Source organism: Amycolatopsis sp. NPDC057786, assembly GCF_042797905.1.
Taxonomy (GTDB): Bacteria; Actinomycetota; Actinomycetes; order Mycobacteriales; family Pseudonocardiaceae; genus Amycolatopsis.
Genome location: NZ_JBHVKW010000119.1, coordinates 1 through 24,450 on the forward strand (window position 1 = coordinate 1; position 24,450 = coordinate 24,450).

At 68.3% G+C, this 24,450-nt stretch carries 29 protein-coding genes; 16 read left to right on the top strand and 13 right to left on the bottom strand.

Going from position 1 to position 24,450, the window contains the following annotated elements; all coding sequences use genetic code 11:
- Positions 1–76 precede the first annotated feature (76 nt).
- The 5 genes from ACFVM3_RS36775 to ACFVM3_RS36795 are packed head-to-tail and all read right to left on the bottom strand — an operon-like array spanning position 77 to position 3,450.
- Complete coding sequence (locus ACFVM3_RS36775) at positions 77–487, bottom strand: hypothetical protein (RefSeq protein WP_378444482.1); 411 nt, start codon at positions 485–487, stop codon at positions 77–79.
- Complete coding sequence (locus tag ACFVM3_RS36780; protein WP_378444483.1) at positions 484–1,551, bottom strand: molybdopterin-dependent oxidoreductase; 1,068 nt, start codon at positions 1,549–1,551, stop codon at positions 484–486. Before ACFVM3_RS36780 ends, ACFVM3_RS36775 begins: the two co-directional genes overlap by 4 nt.
- The gene (locus ACFVM3_RS36785) at positions 1,548–2,156 is read right to left on the bottom strand and encodes a methyltransferase domain-containing protein (RefSeq protein ID WP_378444484.1); all 609 of its coding nucleotides are present in this window, start codon (positions 2,154–2,156) and stop codon (positions 1,548–1,550) included. The genes ACFVM3_RS36780 and ACFVM3_RS36785 overlap by 4 nt, the downstream gene beginning before the upstream one ends.
- The gene (locus tag ACFVM3_RS36790) at positions 2,153–2,797 is read right to left on the bottom strand and encodes a DUF2064 domain-containing protein (protein ID WP_378444485.1); all 645 of its coding nucleotides are present in this window, start codon (positions 2,795–2,797) and stop codon (positions 2,153–2,155) included. The genes ACFVM3_RS36785 and ACFVM3_RS36790 overlap by 4 nt, the downstream gene beginning before the upstream one ends.
- A complete protein-coding gene (locus tag ACFVM3_RS36795; RefSeq protein ID WP_378444486.1) occupies positions 2,794–3,450 on the bottom strand; it encodes a glycosyltransferase family 2 protein in 657 nt (218 codons plus the stop codon). Before ACFVM3_RS36795 ends, ACFVM3_RS36790 begins: the two co-directional genes overlap by 4 nt.
- 131 nt (positions 3,451–3,581) lie before the next feature.
- On the opposite strand from ACFVM3_RS36795, the gene ACFVM3_RS36800 reads away from it, so the two are divergent.
- The 4 genes from ACFVM3_RS36800 to ACFVM3_RS36815 are packed head-to-tail and all read left to right on the top strand — an operon-like array spanning position 3,582 to position 7,910.
- A complete protein-coding gene (locus ACFVM3_RS36800) occupies positions 3,582–4,934 on the top strand; it encodes a hypothetical protein (RefSeq protein WP_378444487.1) in 1,353 nt (450 codons plus the stop codon).
- 10 nt (positions 4,935–4,944) lie between these two features.
- The gene (locus ACFVM3_RS36805; RefSeq protein WP_034305757.1) at positions 4,945–5,643 is read left to right on the top strand and encodes a response regulator transcription factor; all 699 of its coding nucleotides are present in this window, start codon (positions 4,945–4,947) and stop codon (positions 5,641–5,643) included.
- Positions 5,640–6,689 carry a sensor histidine kinase gene (locus ACFVM3_RS36810; RefSeq protein WP_378444488.1) on the top strand — a complete coding sequence of 350 codons (1,050 nt, stop codon included), beginning with the start codon at positions 5,640–5,642 and terminating at the stop codon, positions 6,687–6,689. Before ACFVM3_RS36805 ends, ACFVM3_RS36810 begins: the two co-directional genes overlap by 4 nt.
- A gap of 54 nt (positions 6,690–6,743) precedes the next feature.
- Entirely contained in the window at positions 6,744–7,910 is a 1,167-nt protein-coding gene (locus tag ACFVM3_RS36815) for a serine hydrolase domain-containing protein (RefSeq protein ID WP_378444489.1), read from the top strand.
- Between the two features lies 1 nt (position 7,911).
- On the opposite strand, the gene ACFVM3_RS36820 is transcribed toward ACFVM3_RS36815, so the two are convergent.
- Together ACFVM3_RS36820 and ACFVM3_RS36825 are read right to left on the bottom strand one after the other, a co-directional pair.
- On the bottom strand, positions 7,912–8,715 hold the full coding sequence (locus ACFVM3_RS36820) for an MBL fold metallo-hydrolase (protein WP_378444490.1): 804 nt from the start codon (positions 8,713–8,715) through the stop codon (positions 7,912–7,914).
- Between the two features lie 71 nt (positions 8,716–8,786).
- Positions 8,787–9,854, bottom strand: a complete 1,068-nt coding sequence (locus ACFVM3_RS36825; RefSeq protein ID WP_378444491.1) for an NAD-dependent epimerase/dehydratase family protein — start codon at positions 9,852–9,854, stop codon at positions 8,787–8,789.
- Positions 9,855–9,976: 122 nt separating this feature from the next.
- Here ACFVM3_RS36825 and ACFVM3_RS36830 point away from each other — a divergent pair, with 122 nt between their 5' ends.
- Positions 9,977–10,477, top strand: coding sequence for a molybdenum cofactor biosynthesis protein B (locus ACFVM3_RS36830; protein WP_005155592.1), 501 nt, complete (start codon positions 9,977–9,979; stop codon positions 10,475–10,477).
- On the opposite strand, the gene ACFVM3_RS36835 is transcribed toward ACFVM3_RS36830, so the two are convergent.
- Positions 10,474–10,752 carry an Rv0909 family putative TA system antitoxin gene (locus tag ACFVM3_RS36835; protein WP_378444492.1) on the bottom strand — a complete coding sequence of 93 codons (279 nt, stop codon included), beginning with the start codon at positions 10,750–10,752 and terminating at the stop codon, positions 10,474–10,476. The genes ACFVM3_RS36830 and ACFVM3_RS36835 overlap by 4 nt on opposite strands.
- Before the next feature lie 55 nt (positions 10,753–10,807).
- On the opposite strand from ACFVM3_RS36835, the gene ACFVM3_RS36840 reads away from it, so the two are divergent.
- Positions 10,808–10,981, top strand: a complete 174-nt coding sequence (locus ACFVM3_RS36840) for a hypothetical protein (RefSeq protein WP_199745374.1) — start codon at positions 10,808–10,810, stop codon at positions 10,979–10,981.
- A gap of 48 nt (positions 10,982–11,029) precedes the next feature.
- Here the strand turns inward: ACFVM3_RS36840 and mscL are convergent, their stop codons facing one another.
- From mscL to ACFVM3_RS36865, 5 genes are all read right to left on the bottom strand, one after another.
- Positions 11,030–11,434: a large-conductance mechanosensitive channel protein MscL gene (gene mscL, locus ACFVM3_RS36845; protein ID WP_378444493.1), complete on the bottom strand. Its 405-nt coding sequence runs from the start codon at positions 11,432–11,434 to the stop codon at positions 11,030–11,032.
- Positions 11,435–11,527: 93 nt separating this feature from the next.
- Positions 11,528–12,169, bottom strand: coding sequence for an SAF domain-containing protein (locus tag ACFVM3_RS36850; RefSeq protein WP_378444494.1), 642 nt, complete (start codon positions 12,167–12,169; stop codon positions 11,528–11,530).
- 116 nt (positions 12,170–12,285) lie between these two features.
- Complete coding sequence (locus tag ACFVM3_RS36855) at positions 12,286–12,585, bottom strand: FmdB family zinc ribbon protein (RefSeq protein ID WP_378444495.1); 300 nt, start codon at positions 12,583–12,585, stop codon at positions 12,286–12,288.
- Between the two features lie 672 nt (positions 12,586–13,257).
- Positions 13,258–14,187 carry an inositol monophosphatase family protein gene (locus ACFVM3_RS36860; RefSeq protein ID WP_378444496.1) on the bottom strand — a complete coding sequence of 310 codons (930 nt, stop codon included), beginning with the start codon at positions 14,185–14,187 and terminating at the stop codon, positions 13,258–13,260.
- A 21-nt stretch (positions 14,188–14,208) separates the two neighbouring features.
- A complete protein-coding gene (locus ACFVM3_RS36865) occupies positions 14,209–15,198 on the bottom strand; it encodes a hypothetical protein (RefSeq protein WP_378444497.1) in 990 nt (329 codons plus the stop codon).
- 161 nt (positions 15,199–15,359) lie between these two features.
- Between ACFVM3_RS36865 and ACFVM3_RS36870 the strand changes: the two genes are divergently transcribed.
- From ACFVM3_RS36870 to ACFVM3_RS36915, 10 genes are all read left to right on the top strand, one after another.
- Positions 15,360–15,830 (top strand): hypothetical protein, encoded by a 471-nt coding sequence (locus ACFVM3_RS36870; RefSeq protein WP_378444498.1) that lies wholly within the window; start codon positions 15,360–15,362, stop codon positions 15,828–15,830.
- 296 nt (positions 15,831–16,126) lie between these two features.
- A complete protein-coding gene (locus tag ACFVM3_RS36875; protein ID WP_378444499.1) occupies positions 16,127–16,396 on the top strand; it encodes a hypothetical protein in 270 nt (89 codons plus the stop codon).
- A complete protein-coding gene (locus ACFVM3_RS36880) occupies positions 16,374–16,628 on the top strand; it encodes an AMED_5909 family protein (RefSeq protein WP_378444500.1) in 255 nt (84 codons plus the stop codon). The genes ACFVM3_RS36875 and ACFVM3_RS36880 overlap by 23 nt, the downstream gene beginning before the upstream one ends.
- Positions 16,628–16,936: a helix-turn-helix domain-containing protein gene (locus ACFVM3_RS36885; protein ID WP_378444501.1), complete on the top strand. Its 309-nt coding sequence runs from the start codon at positions 16,628–16,630 to the stop codon at positions 16,934–16,936. Before ACFVM3_RS36880 ends, ACFVM3_RS36885 begins: the two co-directional genes overlap by 1 nt.
- Before the next feature lie 333 nt (positions 16,937–17,269).
- The gene (locus ACFVM3_RS36890) at positions 17,270–18,853 is read left to right on the top strand and encodes an FtsK/SpoIIIE domain-containing protein (protein ID WP_378444502.1); all 1,584 of its coding nucleotides are present in this window, start codon (positions 17,270–17,272) and stop codon (positions 18,851–18,853) included.
- Positions 18,850–20,484 (top strand): replication initiator, encoded by a 1,635-nt coding sequence (locus ACFVM3_RS36895; protein WP_378444503.1) that lies wholly within the window; start codon positions 18,850–18,852, stop codon positions 20,482–20,484. Before ACFVM3_RS36890 ends, ACFVM3_RS36895 begins: the two co-directional genes overlap by 4 nt.
- Before the next feature lie 13 nt (positions 20,485–20,497).
- Complete coding sequence (locus ACFVM3_RS36900; RefSeq protein WP_378444504.1) at positions 20,498–20,701, top strand: helix-turn-helix transcriptional regulator; 204 nt, start codon at positions 20,498–20,500, stop codon at positions 20,699–20,701.
- Positions 20,698–22,086 carry a tyrosine-type recombinase/integrase gene (locus ACFVM3_RS36905; RefSeq protein ID WP_378444505.1) on the top strand — a complete coding sequence of 463 codons (1,389 nt, stop codon included), beginning with the start codon at positions 20,698–20,700 and terminating at the stop codon, positions 22,084–22,086. The genes ACFVM3_RS36900 and ACFVM3_RS36905 overlap by 4 nt, the downstream gene beginning before the upstream one ends.
- A 352-nt stretch (positions 22,087–22,438) precedes the next feature.
- Complete coding sequence (locus ACFVM3_RS36910) at positions 22,439–23,671, top strand: sensor histidine kinase (RefSeq protein ID WP_378444506.1); 1,233 nt, start codon at positions 22,439–22,441, stop codon at positions 23,669–23,671.
- On the top strand, positions 23,668–24,312 hold the full coding sequence (locus ACFVM3_RS36915) for a response regulator (protein WP_378444507.1): 645 nt from the start codon (positions 23,668–23,670) through the stop codon (positions 24,310–24,312). Before ACFVM3_RS36910 ends, ACFVM3_RS36915 begins: the two co-directional genes overlap by 4 nt.
- Positions 24,313–24,450 lie beyond the last annotated feature (138 nt).

Genomic DNA, 24,450 nt, shown 5'->3' on the forward strand with positions numbered 1-24,450 from the left:
ACCTTCAACGTTGCGAAAGTGGCTTTCGCAACACGGTCGCTGGGCGGCCCGGAGCGGGCAACCCACCAGGACCTCACTAGTGCGCCTTCCGCCGGGCAAGCGCGGCGACGAGCACGCCGAGCCAGACGGCCGCCAGGGTGACGAGCAGGCCGGTGACGGTGTCGGCGTCGTGCAGGCCCGGGTTCCGCGCGCCGCCGAAAGGCCGCCACAGCAACGGGATCGCGAGCAGCGTCAACACCCCGCTGAGCACCGCGCCCGTCTTGACCGGCGTCTTCCAGCGTTCCGGGAGGAACCTGCTCAGCGCGAATCCCACGGCGCCGACCAGCGGCGCGATCAGCAGGTCGTGCGCCAGCGGTCCGCCGACGAGCCACCCGAGCGTCCCGAAGACGTCCGGGCGCAGCGGAAAGGCGTACTCGGAGAACAGCACCGCGCCCCACGCGAGCGCGGCGAGGCCGGGCAGGAACAGCAGCAGCCGCAACGTCTTCACAGCGTCTCCAAGCGGGTGACCCATTTCGTCTGCAGGACGCCGGGCCGGTTCGGGGCGATGATCCGGCACGGGAAGCCGTGGTCGGCGTCGAGCACTTCACCGTTGAGTTCCAGCGCCAGCAGAGTGAGGTCGTCCGCCGTGTGCTCGCCCGGGAGGTCACTGATCCCGTAGGGCCCGGCCTTCTCCAGCGAGAACACGCGGACCGGAGTGCCAGGTGTGCTTCCGGCGTGCCGCAACAACTCCGGCAGGGAGACGCCGCTCCAGCGCGCGGACTCGCTCCATCCTTCGACGCACGCGATCGGCAGCTCGGCCGAAGTTCTCGGCAGCGCGCGGAGTTCTTCCAGTGAATAGGTCTTCGTGCCGCTCGGCGTCACCACCGAAAGCCGCCAGTTCGGGTCCTTCGCCGCAGGCAGGACGCCCGCCGCCTCGGCGGTCCGGTTCACCGGCAGGCCCTGTGGCCCCTTGCCGCTGCGCCACGACAGGCCGGAAACGTTACGCAGCAACGGAACCGTGGCCCCGGCCGTCGCGACGACGGCGACTCCCGCGGCCAGCCAGGTCGTGCGGAGGAAGGCGCGCCGCGAGGGTTCGGGCTTCCGGGTGACCGAACGGCGGACGATCGGGAGTTTCACCGCGATGTGCACCAGGATCGAACCGATCGCCACCCACGCGACCGCGTAGTGCAGCTGCGGGAAGTAGAACGTCCACGGGTAGTTCTGCGCGATGTTGAACAGGCCGGTGGCGAGTTCGAAGAAGGCGGCCGCGGAAAGCACCAGGATCGACAGGCGTTCGAGCGCGTGCGGCAGCGAGCGGATCACCGGGCGCTCGAACAGTTTCGGATAGACACTCCAGAGTTTGGCCAGCAGCAAGGGAATCGACGCGATACCGGAGAGCACATGCGTGCCCTGCGTGACCCGGTACAGCCAGACCGGGCGGCTCGGCCAGCCGAACCACGACGGCGGATGCTGGATGAGATGGCTGATCAGGCCGGTGACGAAGCACAGCGTGAACGTGACGGCGAGCGCGAGCCCGATCCGGGACGTCACCCGTTCCGAAGGGGTGTTCATGCCTTCTCCAGGCAGGCGAACCAGCGGTGACCGTGGCTGGTGGACCAAGCGACACGGAACGCGGTGCGGGCGGCGAGGCCCGCGATCGCCTCGACGCCGACCCACGCCCAGGTGAACCAGGCGCCGTTTTCGGGGCGCAGCCGGACCCGGTCCTGGCGGAGCCCGCGACCCGGCGGGTCGAGTTCGACGAGTACCGTCCCGCCGTCGGTGATCAGTTCCGCCATCCGCGCGAGGAGACGGTGCGGATCGCCACCGATGCCGATGTTCCCGTCGGCGAGCAGGACATGGCGCCAGCGCCCCTCGCCGGGGAGCCGGTCGAACACGTCCCGGTGGAGCGCGGCGGCGCCGCGGTCGTGGGTGAGCCGCACGGCGGTGGCCGAGATGTCGACGCCGAGCGAGGCGACGCCGCGTTCGGTCAGCGCGGCGGTGAGCCTGCCGGGCCCGCAGCCGACGTCGAGGGTCGGGCCGTCACAGGCGTCGAGGAGGACGTCGTCGCCTTCGCAGGGAATGGCGGTCCAGCGGTCGACCGGCAGGTCGACGCGTTCGCCGGTCGCCAGTTCCAGCCAGCAGCGGTGGCCGAGCAGGCCGCGGTCGAAGGCGGTCACCGGACTTCGGCAACCGCTCGGGCGAACCGGCCGTGCGGTGCCGCCTTCGCGACCCGGCGCGCGTCGGCGAAAGTGTCCACATCGGACAGTGTGGGCAGGACGCCGGGGCGGAGTCCGATGCCGGTCAGCGCGCGCAGGGTCTGACGTCCGGTGTCGGCACGCGACATCGGCACCCCGGCGAGAGCCTTGGCGTGCGACGGATCCTTGAGTCCCAGCGCCCACCAGCCGCCGTCCTCGGCGGGCCCGAGGACGGAATCTTCGGGCCGGTCCGCGGCTTCGGCCAGGAGCGCCGGGGTGACCTGCGGGGTGTCCATCCCGATCTGCAGCACCGGCTCGCCGGGACGGGGCGCGTCGGCGTGGGCGTTGACGAGCCGCAGGTCGAAGCCCTCCCCGCGTTGGGGGATCACCTCCGTTCTCCGGAGTACTGCGGCTATTTCCGTGCCGCGGACGGCTTCGCCGAGTTCGCCGGTCATGGCGACGACCACGCGTGCGTCCGGCGTCAGGAGCGCGGCTTCGAGGGTGTCGAGCAGTGAGGCGGCCGCGATCTCGGCGGCCTGCTCCGGCGTCGCGGACGGGCACAGCCGCGTCTTCGCGAAACCGGGCACGGGCGCCTTGGCGACGATCAACAGACAGAAGGTCATCGGCTCAGCACCCGCCCGAAATCCCGCGCGGCGCGGAACGTTCCCCGCAGCGAGCCGGAGACCTTCGACTTCGTGCCCTTGGCGCGTGCGCCGTAGGACACGTCGAACTCGGTGACCCGCCATCCCGCGCGCCTCGCCTTGATCAGCAGTTCGAGCGGGTAGCCGAAGGCGCGATCGGTGACGTCGAGATCGAGCAGCGCCCGCCGCCGGACGGCTCGCAGCGGCGCGATGTCGCGGACCGGCAATCCCTTGTGCCGCAGGAGCGCCGAAATCACGGCGTTGCCTGCTCTCGCGTGCCACGGCCAGACACCGGGACCACTGGGCACCCGCCGCCCGACCGTCAGATCGGCGTCGGCGAGACCGCCGACCAGCATCGGCAGTTCGGCGAGGTCGAGGGAGCCGTCGGCGTCGGCGAAACACACGACGTCCGCCGTGGCCGCCTCCAGCCCCGTGTGCACCGCGGCGCCGTAGCCGCGCCGGGGTTCGTGGACGACCTTCGCCCCGAGCCCGGCCGCGATTTCGGCGGAGCCGTCCGTGGAGCCGTTGTCGACCACGATCGCCCGGTAACGTCCGGGCAGGGCCGCCAGCACCCCGGGGAGGGCACCGGCCTCGTCGAGACAGGGGAGCACGACGTCAACCTGGTCATCGTTCACGCAACGCACGTTAAGTCCGGGATGGACGGACCAAAACCCTTGCGCTGCTTACCGAATTCTGACGTCGGGGAAGTTCTTACCGAGTTCTGACGGACCGCGTCACCGGGCCGCCGGGCGGCGGGAACGCGGTTATGGTGCCGGTGATGTCCACTGTCACCGCCCCTTCCCGCACCGGCCGCCGGGCCGATCTGATCGCCGTGGGGCTGGCGATGCTCGTGGTCGCCGCCGCGATCGCGGTCGGCCTCCACCACAACCGTCCCGGTTCCGGCGTGGTGATCTACGCGTTCGCGCCGCCGCTGTTCGGGCTGTGGCTGCCGCATGTGGGTCCGGGTTCGGTGGCCGCGGTCGTGCTCGCGCTCCTGGTCGTCACCAAAGGTCCCTTGCTCGCCGCCCGGCTGGGCTGGCGTCCGCTGCTCGCGCTCGGCTACGTGACCGCGCTGGCGTGGACGTTCTCGCTGGCGATGATCGACGGGTGGACGCGCGGGTTCACCGGCAGGCTCACCACGGAACACGAGTACCTGCACGAAGTCCCGGGGATCACGGACATCCCGACGATGCTGGGCGAGTTCTCCTCGCGCATCCTCGATTTCCAGCCGGATTCGTGGACGACGCACGTGTCCGGGCATCCGCCGGGCGCGACGCTGGTCTTCGTATGGCTCGACCGGCTCGGTCTTCAGGGCGGCGCGTGGGCCTCGACGGTCGTCGTGCTGGTCGGCTGTCTCGCCGTGGTCGCGGTGCCGGTGACGCTCTCCGCGCTGGGCAGGCAGGACGCCGCGAGGACGGTCCTGCCGTTCGCCGTCCTGACCCCTGGCGCGATCTGGATCGGGGTGTCCGCCGACGGTCTCTTCGCGGGTGTCACGGCGACCGGGATCGCGCTGCTGGCGCTCGCCACGCGACGGCGGATCCTCGCGCTCCCCGGCGGTCTGCTGCTCGGGTTCGGGCTTTTCCTCTCCTATGGTCTCGTGCTGCTCGGCGTGATCGTGCTCGCAGTCGTCGTGCTGACCCGCGAGTGGCGGATCCTGCTTCTCGCCACGGTCGGGGTGGCCGTGGTCGTCGTGGCGTTCGCGCTGGCGGGGTTCTGGTGGCTCGACGGCTATCACCTGGTGGTCGAGCGCTACTACCAGGGGATCGCGACACTGCGTCCGTACTCCTACTGGGTGTGGGCGGATATCGCGGCGGTACTGATCGCGCTCGGCCCGGCCGTGATCGCCGGGACACGGCGGGCGGGCGCGGAATTCCTCGCCGAGCCGAAACGGTCGTTCCGCGAGCCGGTCACGCTGATCGTGGCGGCCGCGGTACTGGCGATCGCGTTCGCGGACCTGTCCGGCCTGTCGAAGGCGGAGGTCGAACGCATCTGGCTACCGTTCGAGGTGTGGCTGCTGCCCGCGGTGGCGCTGCTGCCGTCGAAGGGGCGACGGTGGTGGCTCGCCGCGTCGGCGGCGACGGCGCTGGTGGTGAACCATCTGGTGCTGACGAGCTGGTGAGGTGGATGGCATGACAGAGCAGGGCCGCGTACTCGTCGTCGACGACGACGAGACCGTGCGAGACGTCGTCCGGCGGTACCTGGAGGTCGCGGGCTTCGAAGTCGACGTCGCCGGGGACGGCACCGAGGGGCTCCGGCTGTTCTCCGCGACCGGGCCGGATCTCGTGGTCCTCGACGTCATGATGCCCGGGCTCAACGGGCTGGAGGTGTGCCGCCGCCTGCGGCAGGTGAGCCAGGTGCCGGTCGTGATGCTGACCGCGCTCGGCGAGGAGGAGAACCGCATCGCCGGGCTCCAGCTCGGCGCCGACGACTACGTCACGAAACCGTTCAGCCCCAAGGAACTCGCGTTGCGCGTGGCGTCGGTCCTGCGGCGGGCCCGGATGCCGCGGCCCGAGCCGGCGGCGCGCGTGATCACCGACGGCGACCTCGCGTTGCAGATGTCGGCGCGGCAGGCGGCCCTCGGTGGCGTGGAACTTCCCCTGACGAGCCGGGAATTCGATCTGCTCGCGTTCTTCCTCACCCATCCCGGCGTGGCGTTCTCCCGCGCCGATCTGCTGGAGAAGGTCTGGGGCTGGGACTTCGGCGACCAGTCCACCGTGACCGTCCACGTGAGACGGTTGCGGGAGAAGATCGAGAAGAACCCGGCGAAACCCGTCCGCGTCGCCACCGTCTGGGGCGTCGGCTACCGGTACGACCCGGTGCGGCGATGATCGGCTCCGGTGAGTCGTTCGGCGAGATGCTGGCGCACGCCTGGCATATCCTGCCGTTCGCGCTGATGTTCGCGCTGCCGGTGATGCTGCTCGGCGGGCTGGCGCTGTATCTGCTCCGGCGCGGTTCGCTGGCCAGCACGATGACGATCCTCGTGCTGATCCCGGTGCTCGCGACGCTGATCGCGGTGCTCGGGATCAGCGGGTTCATGTTCACCCCCGCGCTGACCACGATGACGCTGGTCTGTGTGCTGGTCGCGCTGGTGACGGTACCGGCGGCGCTCGTGCTCGGCCGCGCGATCGCGCGCCGCAGCGTGTGGGAACGGGAAGCGCGGGAACGGGAGCGCGCGGCCGAGGCGTCGCGGCGCGAACTGGTCGCGTGGATCAGCCACGACCTGCGGAGCCCGCTGGCCGGGATCCAGGCGATGGCCGAGGCCGTCGCGGACGGCGTCGTCGCCGACCCGATCGAGGTCACCGGCTACGCGCGGCGGATCAGCGGTGAGACCACGCGGCTGTCCGGCATGGTCGGCGACCTGTTCGAGCTCTCGCGGATCACCGCGGGCGCGCTGCAGCTGACCATGGCCGCGGTGCCGCTGCGCGACGTCGTGAGCGACGCCGTCGCCGCGCAGGCGCCGCTCGCCGAGCAGAAACGCGTGCGGATGATCGAGTACGCGAACGTGTGGCCGGTCGTCTCCGGCAGCGACCCGGAACTGGCGCGGATCGTGCGCAACCTGGTGTCCAACGCCGTGCGGCACACGCCGCCGGACGGGACGGTCGCGGTCCAGATCGGCATCGAGGGCGGCGAGGCTTTGCTCGCGGTATCCGACTGCTGCGGCGGGATCCCCGAAGACGAGATCGGGCGGGTCTTCGACGTCGCGTTCCGCGGGACGACGGCGCGCACCCCCGAGCGCGGCGGGCTGGCGAGCGGCGGCGGGCTCGGCCTCGCGATCGCGAAAGGCCTCGTCGAAGCCCATCGCGGCCGCATCGGCGTCCGCAACGACGGCCCCGGCTGCCGGTTCGAGGTCCGGCTCCCGCTCGCCATGCCCTGACCGTGTCAGCGGCGTGTCACCGTGGTGTCAGCGCGGGCCGCGATCGTTGCCGCCATGACGACTTCAGCGAAGCGATTCTTCCGACGGGCCGGGCTCACCGCGGTGGCGGCCGCACTGCTGGCCGGGATCACGCCCGGCGTGGCCGCCGCGGACAAGGGACGGGACCGGCCGGACCTGCGGGCGATGGCCGAGCAGATCGTCGCCTCCGGTTTCGCCGGGACACAGCTGCGGGTGCACGACGCGCGCGGCGACTGGACCGGCAGCGCCGGGGTGCGCGAGCTGGGCTCGGCCGCCAAGCCCCCGACGAACGGGCGGTTCCGGATCGGAAGCAACACCAAGACCTTCGTGTCCGCCGTCGTCCTGCAGCTGGTGGGCGAGGGCAAGGTGGGCCTGGACGCGCCGGTGGCCGGGTACCTGCCCGAGTTCGGCCTCGACCGGCGGATCACGGTGCGGATGCTGTTGCAGCACACCAGCGGCCTGTTCGACTACACCGGCGCGATGCTGCCCGACGGCACGATCGTGCCGGGAATCCCCTTGACCGGTAAGGAGTTCCTGGACAACCGGTTCCACACCTACCGGCCGGAGGAACTGGTGCGGTTCGGGTTGTCCAAGCCGCCGCTGTTCGCGCCGGGCACGGACTGGACCTACACGAACATCAACTACGTCCTGGCCGGGCTGGTGATCGAGAAGGTCGCCGGCCGCCCCTACGGCGACGAGATCCAGCGGCGGATCCTGCGGCCGCTCGGACTGCGCGACACCGTGGTGCCCGGCACCTGGCCGGGCATCCCAGGGCCGCACGCCCACGGCTACTACCGCTACGAGGAGAAGCCCGGGCAGTGGAAGACGGTCGACATCACGAACCAGAACCCGTCGTGGGCGTCCAGCGCCGGTGAGCTGATCTCGACCACGAAGGACCTCCACACGTTCTTCTCCGCGCTGCTGGGCGGAAAGCTCCTGCCGGCCCCGCTGCTCGACGAGATGCGCAAGCCGCACCCGAAAGGCGGCTACGGCCTGGGTGTCTACGTTCAGGAAGCGAGCTGCGGCACCGTCCTCAAGGGCATGGGCGGCTTCCACGGCTTCGGGACGGTGATGGCCAGCACGCCCGACGGCAGCAGGACGTTCGAGCTGTCCATGACCTACGGCGACTCGGACGCCGATCTGGGGCAGGCCTACTACAAGGCCGACCAGCTGCTCACCGACAAGGTGCTCTGCGGCAAGTAGCTCAGAGCCGCAGGAATCCCATCTCCGGGAAGTGGGCCGGCGCGATGATCGCGCCGGTCTCTTCCGCCTCCGCGAGGAACCGCTGCCGGGTGCGGAGCGCGAGTTCCGGGTCGACGTCGCCGAGGAAGCCCACTCGCGTGTCCGTCAGCTGCGCGGGGGTGTGCAGGACGTCGCCGAGCAGCAGCAGGCGCTCTTCGTCCGCGGTGATGTCGAGGACGTAGTGGCCGGGCGTGTGACCGGGGGCGTGCCGCGCCACGATCCCGGGCGCGATCTCGACGTCGTCGCCGCTGATCGCCTCGGTCAGCCCCGCGCCCCTGGCGGTCTCCATACCGACACGGCTCCATTCGCCCGTCCCGGCGGGCGCGATCAGCGCGTCCCAGTCGAGCTGCCCGAAGACGACCTGAGCGCTGGGGAAGGTCAGGTCGCCTTCGGGGGCGATCCAGCCGATGTGGTCGTTGTGCAGGTGGGTGAGGAAGACGGTGTCGATCTCGCCGACCGGGCAGCCCGCCTTGTCCAGCGCGGCCGCGAGGTCGCCGCCCGTGCCCATCGGCGGGGTGGGGTCGCCCTTGGCGGGGGTCATCCCCGGCGGGAAGGCGAATTCGCGCGGGCCGAGGCCGGTGTCGACGAGGATCGTGCGGCCGTTGCCGCGGATCAGGTACGCGCCGGTCGGGACGTGCACGGTGCCGTCCTCGTCGAAGACGTCCGGGTGGGCTTCGGGGTCGAGACCGGGGAAGAACGGGAGCGGCAGCCTGATCAGACCGTCCCCGATCGCTTCGATCTCGATGTCTCCGACGGTGATGCCCACCAAAACCCCCAAAAAGTCGATTTCCGTTGCCGGGAACGACAACCCGGTGAGGGCCGGGTCTGTTCCCGGTTTCAGAGACCGGCCGGTTCCCGCAGCTCAGCGGTGGCGAAGCCGGCGACACCTTCGGCGAAACCGGTTCGCGCGGTGAAGCCGAGCAGCCGCCGGGCGCGGGCCGGGTCCGCGACGACATGCCGGACGTCGGCGGGTCGGGCGCCCCCGGCGATCTTCGGAGACGGCCCCCCACAGGCCTTCGCCAGTTCCTCGGCGAGCTCGCCGACGGTGTGGGGCTGCCCGGAACAGATGTTCAACGGTGTCAGGTCACCTTCGGGCCCGTCGGTGCGCAGTGCCAGGACGTTCGCCCTCGCCACGTCGTGGACGTGCACGAAGTCGCGCTGCTGGTTCCCGTCCTCCAGCACTACCGGCGCCTCGCCGCGCAGAAGTGAAGACCGGAACAGCGACGCGACGCCCGCGTACGGGGTGTTCTGCGGCATCCGCGGCCCGTAGACGTTGTGGTAGCGCAGGGCCCAGACCGTTCCGCCGGTCTGCCGGGCCCACGCCGCCGCCAGATGTTCCTGCGCGAGCTTGGTGGCCGCGTAGGTGCTTCGCGGCCGCAGCGGCGCGTCCTCGGGAACCAGCCGCCAGCCGAGTTCGGCACCGCAGACCGAGCACGCGGGCTCGAAGCGGCCGGCGTCCACATCGGACTGTTTCCGCGGCGACGGTGGCACTATCCCGTGGAGGGGGCATTCGTAGCGGCCTTCGCCGTAGACGACCATCGACGAGGCGAGCACCAGCTTCCGGACTCCGGCGCGGTGCATCGCGGCGAGCAGGACCGCGGTCCCGTAGTCGTTGTTCAGCGCGTACGACGGCGCGTCGGACGGGTCGACGCCGTGTCCGACGACGGCCGCCTGATGACAGACCGCGTCGACGCCGTCCAGCAGTTCGGCGACCAGCTCCTGGTCGGTGACGTCGCCGCGCAGGAATTGGTGGCGGCCGGTGTACCCCGGCGGGTGCGGCGAACCGTGCGCGGTGCTGAGGAGGTTGTCGAGGAGGACGACCTCATGGCCCTCGTCTTCACCGGACAGCAGATCGGCGATGTGGGAGCCGATGAACCCGGCCCCGCCGGTTACCAGTGTTCGCACTGTTCCGACGCTAGGGGCGATCCAGGGCGGCGGCGCCGGATCGCGGGCTCATGTCAGGGAATCGTCACAACTACGCGGTACCGCTCAAGCGAAGATCAGCCGAAACCGGATACGGTGTGACCATGGAACGGAGCGCACAACGGCTGGGCCGCGCACTGGTGGTCATCGTGGACGATCGCGTCGCCCACGGCGAACACGAGGACAACACGGGACCGCTGGTCACAGAGCTGCTCGAAGAGGCCGGGTTCATCGTCGACGGCGTCGTGGTGGTCGAAGCCGAGACGGCCGCGATCCGCAACGCGCTCAACACCGCGGTGATCGGCGGTGCCGACCTGGTGATCACCGTCGGCGGCACCGGGGTCTCCCCGCGCGACCGCACGCCCGACGCGACGGCCGGTGTGCTCGACCGCCCGATCCCGGGCATCGGCGAAGCACTGCGCGCGTCCGGCCTCGCCGCCGGCGCGGTGGACGCGGGCATCTCCCGCGGGCTCGTCGGGGTCTCCGGCAGCACGCTGGTGGTCAACCTCGCGGGTTCCCGCGCTGCCGTCCGCGACGGCATGGCGACGCTCTCGTCGCTGGTGCCGTACGTGATCGACGAGCTGTCCGGGCTCGAAGAGGCCTAGTTCTTCGGGGCGGGTCCGGGATCGGTCCCGGGCTCGCCCTTCTTGTCGTGGTGCAGCACCCCTTCCACTTTTTCGGTGACCTGGCCGATCTTGTCCTCGAACCGGCCGCCGGTGACCTTGTTCGCCCCGGCCGACGCCGCCGAGACACCCTTGGCCGCCACGTCGCCCGCCTTCTCGGCCAGCGGCCCGGCCTTCTCGCGGACCTCGCCCGCGACCTCTTCGGCTTTGTGGATGGCCTGCGCGGCCAGCCCCTTCGCTTTGTCGACGATGCTCATGCGCTGATGGTCCCACCGGCGGGCGGCCCCCGCGACCGGTGCGAAAATGGACGTCATGCCAGGTGAAGACGAAGACAAGCGCCCGTCCGCGGCGGAGAAACGGCGGGTCGACGAGATCTTCGGCGACGTCCTGCCGGACACGACCTCCGACGAGCGAGAGCCGGGGCAGCGTTCCCCGGACTCCGACTCGTGGTTCCTGGAGAACCGGCCGCCTCATCACGACCGGTGATCCGGCGCTCAGCCTGTCGGCCGAGCCGAAGCTGTATCCGCCAGGGGCTCAGCTCGCGCGGTTCTGCTGCGTGCGCAGCAGATCGCGGATCTCGGTGAGCAGCTCGACGTCGGTCGGCTCCGAGGGGCCCGCCTCTTCACCGCGCTTGCGCCGCTCCTGGACGTGCTTGACCGGCAGCACGATCACGAAGTAGACGACGGCGGCCACGATCACGAAGTTGATCGCCGCGTTGATCACGCCGCCGAAGTCCATGAAGGTCGAGTCGTTCGCGCTGAGGATGTTGAACCCCAGCCCCTTGGCGGCGTCCGAACCGCCGATGGCGTTGATCAGCGGTTTGATCAGGCCGTTCGTGAAGGCCGTGACGATCGCCGTGAACGCGGAGCCGATGACCACCGCGACCGCCAGGTCGACGACGTTCCCGCGCATCAGGAAGTCCTTGAAGCCCTTGATCAAGACGCTCTCCTCTTTCACCTGGGACGGTTCGCCGACCGTCCCTTCTCCATACCGGGGGGACGCAGGCGCCCGCCGCCACAGGGCAGGCGCGAGCTAGCGGAGGGTAACCGTTATGGACCGTTCCAGCGAGGTGGCCGCGACTCGTGTCGCGATCGCGGACGGCAGGGAAAGCAGCACCAAAGGTCCCTTGCTCCCGGCGCCGGAGGCCTTCGGATCACGGGTGCCCGGTTCGCCCACCGCCGCCACGACGGCCGCGCTGGCCAGCACAGACGCCTCGCGCCCGGCTTCGGCGGCCGCGACGACGTCGACCCGCAGGCCCGGCCTGAGCAGCTCCGCGACCCCGGCGTCGGCGAGCCGCACGGGGACAGTTGAATTCTCGGGATCACCCGATCCGGGGATGCCCGCGTCCAGCAGGCGGACGTCCGTCAGCGGTTCACCCGCCCGCGCGGCACCGACGAGCATCCGTCCCTCTACGGAGGACGGCAGCCCGGTGGCGCCCTGTGGACGAACGTCATCGGGGAGGTCGACGAGTTTGACGTCCCCGGCGCGCAGCAGCGAACCCGCCGGGAGGTCGCGGGCGGAGACGACGGTCGCGGTGCCGGGCGTGCCGCGGGCGGACGCGGGCAGGAACAGCGTGATCAGGCCGCCGAGCAGCAGGGACAGGGCGAGCCAGCGGCGGAGCAGCCGGGCGGGCCTGCCTTGGAGTCTTCGCAGGACGGGCAGTTGATGGAGCACGGGATTCCCCCTCGTCGATCGGTGATGATCTCGACGCTAGGGGCGGATGCGCGGCCCTGGAAAGTACGAAAACCCCCGGCTGTGGATAACCGGGGGCCTGTGGACAACTCGGGACGTCAGGAAGCGGCGGCGGCCGTTTTCGTCGTACCCGTGGAGGAGGATGCGGCGCTCTTGGTCTCGGTCTTCGACTCCGACTTGGTCTCGGTCTTGGCCGGGGCCGACGTCGTGTTGGCCTTCGAGTCGCGCGAATCGTTGCGGTAGAAACCGCTGCCCTTGAAGACCACGCCGACCGAGCTGAAGACCTTGCGAAGCGGGCCCGAGCACTGCGGGCACTCGGTCAGGCTCGCGTCGGAGAACGACTGCACGGCCTCGAAAGCGTGGTCGCATTCCTTGCAGGCGTATTGGTAGGTGGGCACTGCTGCTCCTTCGTGCATTGGCACTCAGCCGACAAGAGTGCTAACACAACACGGTACCGGGGCATTCCGGCGCAGGTCAAACAAGGTTTCCCAACGTCACATGACGCCCTGGTCACGCCCTCTGTTCCGTGCCTGTTCCGTGCCGGACCGAGATCGGCTCCGGCCCAGGGTACGAGCCGTCATGAGCTGGGCGGTCTCCGAGCGTGCCGCCTGAGAGCCTCGCCTTCCTGCTCCGTGCTCACTCTGGCGGCCTCCGGCTGCCCCGTGTGCCTGTTTGCTCCGCTTCCCTCGCCCCTGCCATCTCTAGCGCCGGTTCGGTCGTGTCAAGGCACGCTTTCCCGCCTTGATGCGGGCGGGCCGGTGTTAGACGCTGAGAAGCGAGGGACCTCCTGGTGACCACTGCGCGTCGGCTAGGTGGGTCGGGTGATCTGGCCGTGTGGCTCCTGGGTCTCCGTCGTCGTTGGCGGCGCGCTGCGGGTGCTGCCCTGCGGCGGGCTCGCCCGGCGGCGCCTGCCGGAGCGGAGCGGGAGGCCGGCGCCGCCTTCTGGGCGTAGCCCGCCGGACGGGTGGTGACCCGCGCGCCGCCAACGGCGGCGCCTTGATCCCATAGAGCCAAATTCGGCAGGACTCGCGTGTCTGCGCTTCGGCGACCGCTCGGGGCGTCAGGGTGGGCTACGCGCGCAGCGTCTTAACGATCTCGTCGGCAAGGCTGGCGTTACCGGCGGCAACGAACTTTTGGCGCGGGTTCATCGCTGCGGTGATGTCAGCGAGCGAATCGAAGCTGTAGTCAAGCGGGAGCGGTTGGCCCTGGAGATCGACGACGGTTCCGCCTGCGGCATGAAGCACGTAGTGGCCTGGAGCAAGGTCCCAGATGGCGAACCCCTTTGCGAACTCGACGGTGGCGTCGGTCAGACCAGCGGCCACATGGCACAGGCTCACTGAACCGAAGTCGACACCGATGCGCCCCTTCTTCTTGTCCCCGGCGGACGGTGCGCTGAGAGCGGCTAGGAAACCCTCCTGCCGTGCAAGGGGAGCGAACCGTGCATCTGGGCGCATCAAGTAGTTGGTTACCAGGGCTTCCGCGAGGCTGGCTTGCGAGGGCTGGTCGAGCGCGTACCTCGTGGAGTCGGCTGTGACCATGAACGCCCGGTCAATGCCTTCGTCATCTCGCGCGCCGATGTAGAGCTGAATATGGTGGAAGATATCTCCGATCACCGAAACGATCGGCCTGGCGAGAGCGCGAGAATAGACCATGATGTGCGTGTAGCCGTAGAGGCCGCGTACCGCGAGTTCGCTGGTATCCAAGGGATCGACGAGAATGCAGAGATCAGGGTCGGAGTCTGGGCCGATCACTTCTGGGTCGGCTTCCTCTGATGCGTAGACAAAGGACGTCAGGTGTTCGGCGATGGCTTCCTTGTAGCGTCGATGCATCCACAGATCGAAGTCTGAAAGGAAGTTGTCACTATGGCGAACGTTCTCGTGTTCTCCGCGATTGCCAGTGATGGCGGCTTTCACCAGGCGGGGCCGGATTTCGAGCATCATTCCCTTGACCAGATCGGCGATGCGTGCGGCCAAGTCTGGGATTGACGGTTCGTGGTTCATCGAGTGGGCCACCTTCGTGATCTATCGCAGTTCCAGCGGAGGTTCAATGCCGGGAGGGCTCATGGTCGCGGCGATGAAGATAGCGGAGAAGTCTGCCTTCCGCAGGTTGTGCACGCCTGCAAGGTCATCGAAGCTGTAGGCGCGGGGATCGTCGCCCTTGGTCATGGCTCCGAATACGGCAAAATACAGGTCGGCTGTCGGGTAGCGTGCACGAACCTGCTTTTCGAGGTATCCGATAGCGTCGGAATGCTTGACCTCGAAATCGCAGAGAACGATAGTCGGGTGATCTTTGGCCTCGGGGAAAACAGAAGCGTCGTCAAGCTCGATACCGCCGCGAACCTTGTTGCATCGCAGGTAGCCGATGGGGCATCGCGAAAACCGTGAAGACGAAAGAAAAGTTGCCATGACCAAACCTGCTTCGTTGATCCCGAAGCAGATATCAACGTCGAGGCGGCTGCCGAGATTCTTGATCTGATTGCCGAGTCGCTCGATCCCAAGTCCGAATGTTTCCCAGTTCAGGTCCAGTAATCGACCTGGCTGGGGGTTTGGTAGTGAGAAGACGTCGATAGTAGAATCGCCGAATTCGGCCCTGGGGACCGCAAGGGCGAATTCTTCGCCGACCTGGTTTCCTGGGGCGGCTCGGGCCCCCTCTGTGTGGATCTTCCTTGGGGGAGATTCTTGACTAGGAGTTTCCGTCCTTGTCTGGGGCGGCTCGGGGACAAACTCGATTCCGCCTTCGTGTGGCCCGAAGAGTTGCTCGGCTTGCCAGCCGGGAAGCATTGCTTCAAGGATTCGGCAGTGGTCGGCGTAGGGTAGGCCGACGAGTTCGCCGGATAGCCATCGGTAGAACTGCGCTTTGCTGGGAAAGCTGCCCCTCAGGCTCTTGTCGACCTTCTCGGCCACCTTGTCGTACTCGCGGCAGAACGCGCGGTAGCTCTGCAAGTGTCGTCCTCTGAGCAGGACTTTGAGGACGATCGGCCGGGCTTCCTGAGCTGTGGTGTCGGGGCTCATGAGGCCAACGTAGCACGGGAGACGAGACAAGACGAGACAAGGTGAGTGCGAGATGCTGTGAGGCGAGACCGAGACGGTGTCGTGACGGGACACTCATTTGGCCGATTGTTGTAGGTACGCCGGTAAAGGCGTATCCGACAAGCGGGAAGGTTCACCACGACATGGCGATCGAAAAGGGCATCCGATTCAGCGTTGAGCACGATGACGCGTTTCCGCAGGGTCTTGTGATGGTGGGCGAAGTGTCGCCGGACAACGAATACCAGTCGCGTGAGGAGAGGGCGCAGGGGCGGCCGACGAGGCAGAGGGTGGACGAGGTGACCGGGAAGCGGCAGTGGAAGTTCATGGCGACCGACCCCGGTGAGACGAAGGCGAAGCGGGCTTCGTTCGAGATCACGCTGTTGGCCGACGTGCAGCCGGTGCCGACGACGGCTGAGGTGATGCCGGGTATGCGCCCGGTGGAGCTGGACGGGCTGACCGCTGAACCCAAGGTGGCCGGGCAAGGTGAGTACAAGTACCTGTCCTACGTGTTCCGCGCTACCGGGTTTAAGGCCGTGGGTAGTGGCGCGGGCTCGGCCTCGGGAGGGAAGGCGGCCCGGTCAACGGCGGGTGAGTCCTCGGCCAAGGCCGCGTGACGGCACTGACTTCTACAGGGAAGTGGTGTCGTGATGCCGAACAAGCAGGTGTCCGAGTGGGAGGCGGCTTACCGAGCCTACCGGGACGCGTCGGACGCGGATGCGCGATCGCGGGGCGCGAATCCTGATGTGGCACGGGAGATGGCGGCGGCGTCGCGGGGCGGTCGCGCAGGCGTGGCGTGCCCTGGCCGGTGACCGTGATCAGCCGTGGTGGGTGGTCGCTGCCGTGGGATCGGCTGCGCAGGCATTCGAGGAGCAGGCGCGTGTGTGGGAGCGCAGGGCGGGAGGTGACGAGTATGCGGGAGGCGTTCAGTTCGACGTGGGTGATGGGTCCGTGGGACGAGGTGACGGTGGAGGAGACCGGTTCGGGTCCGGGATCGCCCCCGGCGCTGGTGCTGTCGGGAACGGCGGGCCTGCTGACGATCCGCCCTCCCGGGCATCGGGGCGGTTGGCCGGACCGGGCGGCCTTCCTTCGCCGACTCCGCGATTGCGCGGACGAACTGGCGGCGCTGCTCGAAAGCCGCGCCCGGAACGGGGCCTGTGATGACGACCCCGGGCAGGAATGAGCCGCAAACACTCAAGGACGCACACCACGTTGCGGCGGCGACTCGCCCTCAACCTGGCGCGAGCCTCGCCGCGTGGCTGAAATGGCGTCGAGACAACGCAAAAATGTATCGCGTCGTGTCCGATATGGACAGATTTCATCATCACGAACTGCGGTACTGGGTTGCACATGAGGACGGGGAGGCTGAGGCGCTGGCGGCGCGGATCGTGGAGGAAAGGGCGGAACGTACCTGATGCCGCTTGAACCTGACGAGATCGCGAAGCTCGCCGCCCACTATGCAAAAGGGGAGTCGTTCAAAAGTCTGGCCGCTCGATATTCACTCGGGTACTCGACCGTGCGCGCCGCGCTCATCGATGCGAACGTGGAGATTCGGCCTCGCGGCCCCCGGCTACCCGCGACACCAGCAGGCATGGTCAACGCCTATAGCGACGGCCGGACGATCCACCAAGTGGCCGCCATGTACGGCATGAGCTACGGCCAAGCCCGCCGGGTACTGCTGGCTGAGGGTGTTCATCTTCGAGGGCGTGGAGCGGCTTCTTAGCTTCCTGAAAAGGCAATTGTTTCAGATAAACACACGTGGGGACGTGTGGCGGATAAACACGTCCCTGCGTGGCTAAAAGTGTCCCTATAAAACGCAGAACCGGCCCTTGGCTACCAACCTGTTCCGGTTCTGCGCCTGTCCACTGGAGCAGTGAACAATGACGAAGATAAATGACGGCATTCAGTGCGAGTCAACGGGGGTCACCCGAACGCGCTGTACGGAATGTAAACGGTTCGCTCGGCTGCTGCCGGGTGAGGAGAAGTGCTCCCCGTGCCTGGGGATGCTGTCGCTGCCGATCGTGGTTCCCGCTGCTGGTCTGTGGGGTGGTCTGCGATGAACACGCAGGAGATCATGACCACCCTTGCCGTGGGTGGCGGGCTGGCGGTGGTGTTGTGGGTGCTGGCGAAGGTCGGCCGTGTGCTGGCGAGTGTGTTCGAGGCGCTGGCCGCGTTGGCGGTGCTCGGTGTGGCGCTGTGGGGCCTGCTGCGGGCGGTCGGCTGGATTGTTCGGCAACTCGTCGGGCACTGGCGTACCTGCCTGGTGCTGCTGGGTTTGTGGGCCTGGTGCACGGTGCTGGGCTGGGTGTCCCTCGTCGTCACGGTCGGCGTGCTGGCGGCGGTGCTGCTGGTGTGGTGGCGGTTGGACGCGGTCGGCTATGACCAGTGGTGCGGGCGGTGGCTGCGGGCGTGGTGGCTGCGCTGGGCGCTCTACGGGCGGAAGCTGGCCGGGTGGCTGCACGCCTGCGGCCTGACGGTGCGCGATGACGCGATCCCGGTCGACGTGACGGTGAACCTGGTATCTCGTCGGCGCAAGCGTGAGGCGGTCGCGAAGGCTCGTCAGGCGTCCGGGGTGGCGGTGCCGAAGCTGCTGTCGGTCCGCTCCGGCCCGTCGTGGGATGAGGTCCGGGTCCGGCTGGTCCCTGGACAGAAGCCGGAAGACTTCGACGAGGTCGCGCGAGAGCTGGCGGTAGCGCGGAAGGTCGCGCGGTGTCAGGTGCGGGAGCTTGAGCCGGATGTGGTGTCCATCGACTTCATGCGCCGGGATCTGCTCGACGCAGCGGTGACCTGTCTGCCGGTCCCGGAGTTGGTCTCCGTGGACGGCTCGGGGGTGGATCTGCGGGCGGTGTACGCGGGGTCGACGGAGTACGGGACGCCGTGGACGCTGCCGCTGGTCGGTGGTGGCGCGCACACGCTCGTGGCTGGTGCGTCGGGGTCGGGGAAGGGCTCGGTCCTGTGGGCTCCGCTGGTGTCGGCTGCGGCACCGATCCGCGCCGGTCTCATTCGCGTGTCCGGGGTCGACCCGAAGGCGGTCGAACTTGCTTACGGACGCGGGATCTTCGCCCGCTACGGGGTGTCCGGCAAGGAAGCCCTGGAGGTCCTCGACGCGCTGATCGAGGAACTGGAGAACCGGAAGCGCGTCTTCGCCGGGAACACCCGTCAGGTCCCGGTCTCGACGGAGTATCCGGTGGAGCTGCTGGAGTTCGACGAGATCGGCGCTCTGACCCGCTACACCGATCGCAAGACCCGTGACGCGATCGTGGAACGGGTCGCGATCCTGACCACTCAGGGTCGGGCGCTCGGGTTCGCGGTCCGGGGCTATGTCCAGGAGCCGACCAAGGAAACCGTTCCGGTGCGGGAGCTGTTCACTCGCCGTATCTGCCTGCGGGTGACCGCGAAGAGTCAGGTCCCGATGGTCCTCGGGGACGGCGCCTACGAGCGTGGGGCGTGGGCGAACCGAATCCCCGAGGGCTCGGCCGGGGTCGGCTACGTCTGGGGCGAAGGCATCCGCGAACCCCTGCGCGTTCGGGCCGGTTGGGTTCCTGACCAGACGATCAAGCACTTGGAGCACTACGTCACCAACGGCGGCGCCTCGGTCATCCACCTGTCAGACCGGCGCGGCGAGAGGGGGACGGCATGACCAACGAAACCACAAATCAGCAGGTCGAAGGGTCGATTGGACGAGTCCGCGGGGCGTTGTCGGCAGAGGTCGTGAAGGCCACTGCGGAGAAGCACGGCGTGTGTGTCCGGCCGTTTACGATGGAGGTGGGCGACACCGAAACCGGCGAGATCCGCTACGTCCCCGTGCCCTGTGGTTCGACGGTCGAATCGGTGTGCCTTCCCTGTGCGCGCAAGGCAAAGGCGCTCCGTCAGGCGCAGTGTCGTGAGGGCTGGCACCTGACCGAGGAACCCGTCATCGCGCGGGAAACCCCTTCGGAGACGCAAACGGAGCTGCTGACGTTCCGGGCTGATCTGGCGGCGCAGTACCGGGAGATGGTGGCGGTCGGTGATGAGGCCGAGGCGGAGGAACTGCGGGCAGAGGTCGCCTCGGTGGATGAGGAGTTGCGGGCGTCCGGGATGACGGGTCGTCTGCCAGCCCTCGACGTTCCGGAGAAGCGTCCGGTGAAGCGGTCGACCAGGCGACGGCAGGACGCGCCGAACCTGCCTCGACGGAAGGTGTCTTCGGCGACGGTGGGGCGGGAGTACGCGGGGAAGTTCCGGCCGTCGATGTTCGTCACGCTCACCTGCGACACCTACGGCCCGGTGCGGTCGGACGGTTCGCCGGTCAACCCGACGACGTACGACTACCGGCGGGCGGCTCGGGACGCGGTGCACTTCTCGGCGCTGGTGGACAGGTGGTGGCAGAACCTGCGGCGCGTGGTCGGCTGGGATGTGCAGTACTTCGCCACCGTGGAACCCCAACGGCGGGCGGCCCCTCACCTGCATACCGCCCTACGCGGCTCCATCTCCCACGAAGTCATCCGGATGGTCACCGAGGCCACTTACCATCAGGTGTGGTGGCCCAACCATGACGAGATCGTCTACACCGACCGGGAACCGTTGTGGGACATGAATTCCCGCTCTTTCGTAGACCCAGATACCCGCGCTCCGTTGCCGTCGTGGGATGAGGCCGTGGAGGCGGTGGAGGAACCCGCGCACGTCGTCACGTTCGGCCGTCAGGTGCACTCTAAGGGGATCTTGGGCGGGACCGAGGAATCCGGGCGTCACATCGGCTACCTCACCAAGTACCTCACGAAGTCCACGGGTGAGGTGGTCGACGCTGACACCTCTGCACAACGGGATCACCACGACCGACTTCACGCCGAACTGTCAGTGACTCCGTGCTCGCCCCGGTGTGCGGTGTGGCTGCTGTACGGCATCAACCCCAAGGGAGCCAACGGAAAGACTGTCCCCGGCCACTGCAAGGGTCGCGCTCATCGTCGAACGACGCTCGGGCTTCCTGGGCGGCGGGTGCTGGTGTCGCGGAAGTGGTCGGGCAAGACGGTGGCCGATCACAAGGCGGACCGGAAGGGCTTCGTCCTGGACGCGCTGGCCGCTGTCGGCATCACCAAGGAACAACCCGAACCGGACCGGTTCGTCTGGCGCAAGGTCGGCCCCGGCGACACCCATTGCCCGCCACGGGAGCATCTCGTGATGCGCGCCATCTCCGAACGGATTACCTGGAGAGCGGAGTACGACCGAGCGCTACTCGCTGCACAAGGGCCACCCGGCGAACGTCCGGAAACTTCGGCAACTCCGCTAGCGGCCTGAATTGGGGGACGACATGAACAACAACGCGATTCAGCTAGAAACTCTTCTCAGCACGCCGGAGCTGTGCGATTTCCTCGGCATCAGCCGGGACACGCTCTATGAGTGGCGGGAGATCAACACTGCTCCTCCTGCGATCAAGTTGCCCAACGGTCACTTGCGCTTCGCGCTTTCGGCGGTGCGTGAGTGGCTGAACGGCAGGCAGGAGCGGGCGGCATGAAACCGACGCATCAGGTCCGACTGTGGGACGTCACTACCAGACCGCCGGATAAGAAGACCGGTAGGAAGCGTCGGCGCCCCTACGGAGTCCGTTGGATCACGGCGGGCAAAGAACACTCAGAATGGTTTGCTACCAAGGCATTGGCCAAGGCGGAGCTATCCAAGCTCCAGCAAGCCATGAATCGGGGCGAAGCCTTCGATATCGAGACCGGGCTACCCGAATCGATCTACCGGGAGGAACGGTCACCGACGTTGCTACGGGTGGCGCGTGAGTACCTTGAGCAGGTCTGGCCGGATATGTCGCCTCGGTCGCGTGATCGGCTCGTGGATGGCCTTGCTGTTGCTGTGCAAGGGTTTCTGTCCGATGAGCCGAGTGTGGAACCGGCCTTGGTGCGGCGTGCGCTGACGACGTTTGTGCTGCCGCCCGAAGTCTCCCGCGTTGAGCCGTCGGACGAGATTCGAGACGTTGCGGCCTGGCTTGAGGGCCACTCGCGGAAGGTGGGTGACCTTGCGAGCGAAGACGGGATCTTGGAGCTTGGGCGCGCGCTTCGACGGAAGCTCGATGGTCGGCAGGCGGCTACCCGGACCGTCGACACCCGTAAGAGCGCGGTGCTTCCGGCTCTCGACTTCGCCGAGCGGTGTGGGTATCTCGGGGTGAACCCCCTGGCAGGCGTGAAGTTGGTCCGCTTCGGTAGTGAGCGAGAGGTTGACCCTGGAGTCGTCGTGAACCCGGTCCAGGCCCGGGAACTGCTGACTGCGGTCACCTACGTTCGCCCGCGCGGCGGGAACCGGTCGTGGCGGCCCTTCTTCGCCACGCTCTACTACGCCGCGCTTCGGCCTGGTGAGGCTCGCTTCCTCGCTGACGTGCATTGCAAGCTGCCCGACTCTGGTTGGGGCGAGTTGGTCCTGCCGAGTTCCCTCGGGAGTTCCGCCGCGCGATACAGCGACGACGGACAGACGTACCAGGTTCGATCGTTGAAGCACCGTCCGGAAGAACACCGGCGAACCGTCCCGATCCCTCCGGTACTCGTTCGGATCTTGTCCGAGCACATCGACAAGGAGGGCCTGGCGGCGGATGGTCGGCTGTTCCGAACCAGTGAGGGCGGTCCGGTCAGCCAGTCGTCTTACAGTGACATTTGGAGGTTGGTCCGGCCGCTGGCGCTGCTGCCGGGAGAGGTCGCCTCGCCGCTGGCCGCTCGGCCCTACGACCTTCGCCATGCGGCGGTCTCGTCGTGGATCGCTGCGGGTGTCGCTCTGCCTGATGTCGCGGAGCGAGCTGGGCACACGGTCGACATGCTGACGAAGATCTACGCGAAGTTCGTCCACGGGACGCGAGACGCTGCGAATCGCCGGATTGAAGGCTTCCTAGATGATGGCGGCGCCTAGCCGAGCTAGGGTGGATATGCCCTCGGACAAACACCAGGTCCGGGGGCATATCCGCGTCCCGGATCTGTTCCGTAGCTGTTCCGTGGACGCTACCAAGCCGCCGGAGACAGTCACAGACGGTGCCAGACGCTGATACTTCGGCAACGCGGTGATTCTGTTGCGAGATAAGGAAATGTGCCCTGAACCTGCCGGGTGGGCGGTCGCGGAGTGTAACCGGATTTTCGCCGGGACTCAGCCGACAAGAGTGCTAACACAACACGGTACCGGGGCATTCCGGCGCAGGTCAAACAAGGTTTCCCAAGGTCACACGACGCCCTGGTCACACCCGGCGGCGATGTCTACGATCATGGCCGTGACGTGGACCGACCGCGTGGACCGGTGGACGCGGACACACCCGATCGTTCTGGACGTCCTTTTCGCGCTGGCCGTCGCGGCACTGCTGGGGCCGCCTTCGCTCGACATCCTCCTGGTGGCGGACTCCCCGGCCTGGGCGCTGTGGGTGGCGGGTCTTTGCGCCTTGACGGTGCTCGCCGGCGTCGCGTTGCGGCGGCTCGCCACCGTGGCCGCGTTCATCGCCGCCGGACTCGCGATGGCGGTGATCGTCGCGCTGCCGAACACGGTGGTCCGGCCCGCGCCGCTCGGGCTGGCGAGTGAGAGCGACAGCATGGAGATCCCGCTGTTCTTCCTCCCGACGTCGGCGGCCTACCTGGTGCTCCTGTACGCCGTCGCCGCGCGCCGTCCGCGGCGCGAGAGCCTGCTCGCCCTCGGGATCAGCGTGTTCGGAGCGTTGCTGTGCACCGCCCGGACGGCGACGGCCTACGGCGCGCTCCCCACCGGGTGGCTCACGCTGCTGCTGGCCGTTCTCGCGCTGGTCGCGGCGGTGGCGGGCACCTGGGCGGTGGGTTGTTTCCGGTTCGACCGGAGGCGCCGCCTCGCGGACGAGGCCGCGGAAGCCGCCGAGCGTGCCGCGGCCGACGAACGACAGCGCATCGCTCGCGACATGCACGACATCGTCGCCCATTCACTGGCGGTCATCGTGCGTCAGGCCGAAGGCGGCTCCGCCATCGCTTCCAAGTCGCCGGACCGCGCGGCGCAGGCGCTTTCCGTCATCGCCGGGACCGCCCGCGAGGCATTGGCCGACATGCGGGACACGCTGCGGGTGTTGCGGGAGACCGAGTCGCGGCCTTCGCTCGCCGGGATCCCGGCCTTGGCGGAGCGTGTCCGCGCGACGGGCGTCGATGTCCGGCTGGTCGAGAAAGGGCGGCCCGACGCGCTGACGGCGAGCGCGGCCATGGCGGCGTACCGGCTCGTCCAGGAGGGTTTGACCAACAGCGTCAAGCACGCGGGTCCGCGTGCGGGTGTCACCGTCACGATCACGCACACCCCGCACGCGTCGGTGTTCGTCGTCGAGGACGACGGAGCCGGTGCCGGCGAGCGGCCGTCGCTCCCCGGCACGGGCGCCGGCCTCGGTGGTGTCCGGGATCGCGTGCGAGCCGCGGGCGGTACGTTCGAGGCCGGTCCGGTCGACGGCGGTTTCAGAGTGCGCGCGGAATTCCGCGTCGGCGAGCAGGGAGCTTCGGGATGACGATCGACGTCGCGCTGGTCGACGACCAGGAACTGGTCCGGACCGGCTTGGCCATGGTCGTCGACGCGACCGACGACATCCGGATCGTCGTCCAGGCGGCCGATGGGGTGGAGGCTGTCGCGAAGCTCGCCGAGACGCGGGTCGACGTCGTGCTGATGGACGTCCAGATGCCGCGGATGGACGGAGTCGAGGCCACTCGCCTGGTCGCCGCCCGCGAGAACGCGCCCAAGGTGATCCTGCTGACGACGTTCGACCTCGACGAGTACGCCGTCGCCGGTCTGCGTGCCGGTGCGAGCGGGTTCCTGCTCAAGGACGCGTCGGCGGGCGAAGTGCTGCACGCCATCCGCGCCGTCCATGCCGGTGATGCCGTGATCGCGCGCTCCACGACCCGCCGCATGCTGGACCAGCTCGCGGTCGCGCGTGAGACTTCTCCGTTGCTGAAGCGGCTCACCGCGCGGGAACGCGACGTTTTGCTGGAGATCGCGCAGGGCTATTCCAACGCCGAGACCGCGCAGCGGCTCTTCCTCTCCGAAGCCACGGTGAAAACGCACGTCGGGCATCTCCTCGCCAAGCTCGAGGTCCGTGACCGGGTGCAGGCGGTGATCTTCGCGTACGAGAACGGACTCGTGCGTCCGAGCTAACCAAGGGTGTCTTAGGTGCCTATCTGGCCACGGCCGACGTTGCGAAAGCCCCGTTGGGCACGTTGTAGGGTGGGGAATGGGGGTTTGCCACGTGGGGCGGGGGCAGTGGCCCCCCGGCCCCGGACAGGCGGCGGTCGC

Excerpts from the sequence above, each read along its gene's own strand:
- ACFVM3_RS36780 (WP_378444483.1), bottom strand. The coding sequence starts at position 1,551 with ATGAACACCCCTTCGGAACGGGTGACGTCCCGGATCGGGCTCGCGCTC.
- ACFVM3_RS36870 (WP_378444498.1), top strand. The coding sequence starts at position 15,360 with ATGGCGATCGAAAAGGGCATCCGATTCAGCGTTGAGCACGATGACGCG.
- ACFVM3_RS36875 (WP_378444499.1), top strand. The coding sequence starts at position 16,127 with ATGCGGGAGGCGTTCAGTTCGACGTGGGTGATGGGTCCGTGGGACGAG.
- ACFVM3_RS36805 (WP_034305757.1), top strand. The coding sequence starts at position 4,945 with ATGACAGAGCAGGGCCGCGTACTCGTCGTCGACGACGACGAGACCGTG.
- ACFVM3_RS36800 (WP_378444487.1), top strand. The coding sequence starts at position 3,582 with ATGGTGCCGGTGATGTCCACTGTCACCGCCCCTTCCCGCACCGGCCGC.
- ACFVM3_RS36915 (WP_378444507.1), top strand. The coding sequence starts at position 23,668 with ATGACGATCGACGTCGCGCTGGTCGACGACCAGGAACTGGTCCGGACC.
- ACFVM3_RS36890 (WP_378444502.1), top strand. The coding sequence starts at position 17,270 with ATGAACACGCAGGAGATCATGACCACCCTTGCCGTGGGTGGCGGGCTG.
- ACFVM3_RS36860 (WP_378444496.1), bottom strand. The coding sequence starts at position 14,187 with ATGAACCACGAACCGTCAATCCCAGACTTGGCCGCACGCATCGCCGAT.
- ACFVM3_RS36885 (WP_378444501.1), top strand. The coding sequence starts at position 16,628 with ATGCCGCTTGAACCTGACGAGATCGCGAAGCTCGCCGCCCACTATGCA.
- ACFVM3_RS36840 (WP_199745374.1), top strand. The coding sequence starts at position 10,808 with ATGCCAGGTGAAGACGAAGACAAGCGCCCGTCCGCGGCGGAGAAACGG.
- ACFVM3_RS36865 (WP_378444497.1), bottom strand. The coding sequence starts at position 15,198 with ATGAGCCCCGACACCACAGCTCAGGAAGCCCGGCCGATCGTCCTCAAA.
- ACFVM3_RS36880 (WP_378444500.1), top strand. The coding sequence starts at position 16,374 with ATGACGACCCCGGGCAGGAATGAGCCGCAAACACTCAAGGACGCACAC.
- ACFVM3_RS36790 (WP_378444485.1), bottom strand. The coding sequence starts at position 2,797 with ATGACCTTCTGTCTGTTGATCGTCGCCAAGGCGCCCGTGCCCGGTTTC.
- ACFVM3_RS36830 (WP_005155592.1), top strand. The coding sequence starts at position 9,977 with ATGGAACGGAGCGCACAACGGCTGGGCCGCGCACTGGTGGTCATCGTG.
- ACFVM3_RS36895 (WP_378444503.1), top strand. The coding sequence starts at position 18,850 with ATGACCAACGAAACCACAAATCAGCAGGTCGAAGGGTCGATTGGACGA.
- ACFVM3_RS36835 (WP_378444492.1), bottom strand. The coding sequence starts at position 10,752 with ATGAGCATCGTCGACAAAGCGAAGGGGCTGGCCGCGCAGGCCATCCAC.
- ACFVM3_RS36905 (WP_378444505.1), top strand. The coding sequence starts at position 20,698 with ATGAAACCGACGCATCAGGTCCGACTGTGGGACGTCACTACCAGACCG.
- ACFVM3_RS36815 (WP_378444489.1), top strand. The coding sequence starts at position 6,744 with ATGACGACTTCAGCGAAGCGATTCTTCCGACGGGCCGGGCTCACCGCG.
- ACFVM3_RS36900 (WP_378444504.1), top strand. The coding sequence starts at position 20,498 with ATGAACAACAACGCGATTCAGCTAGAAACTCTTCTCAGCACGCCGGAG.
- ACFVM3_RS36810 (WP_378444488.1), top strand. The coding sequence starts at position 5,640 with ATGATCGGCTCCGGTGAGTCGTTCGGCGAGATGCTGGCGCACGCCTGG.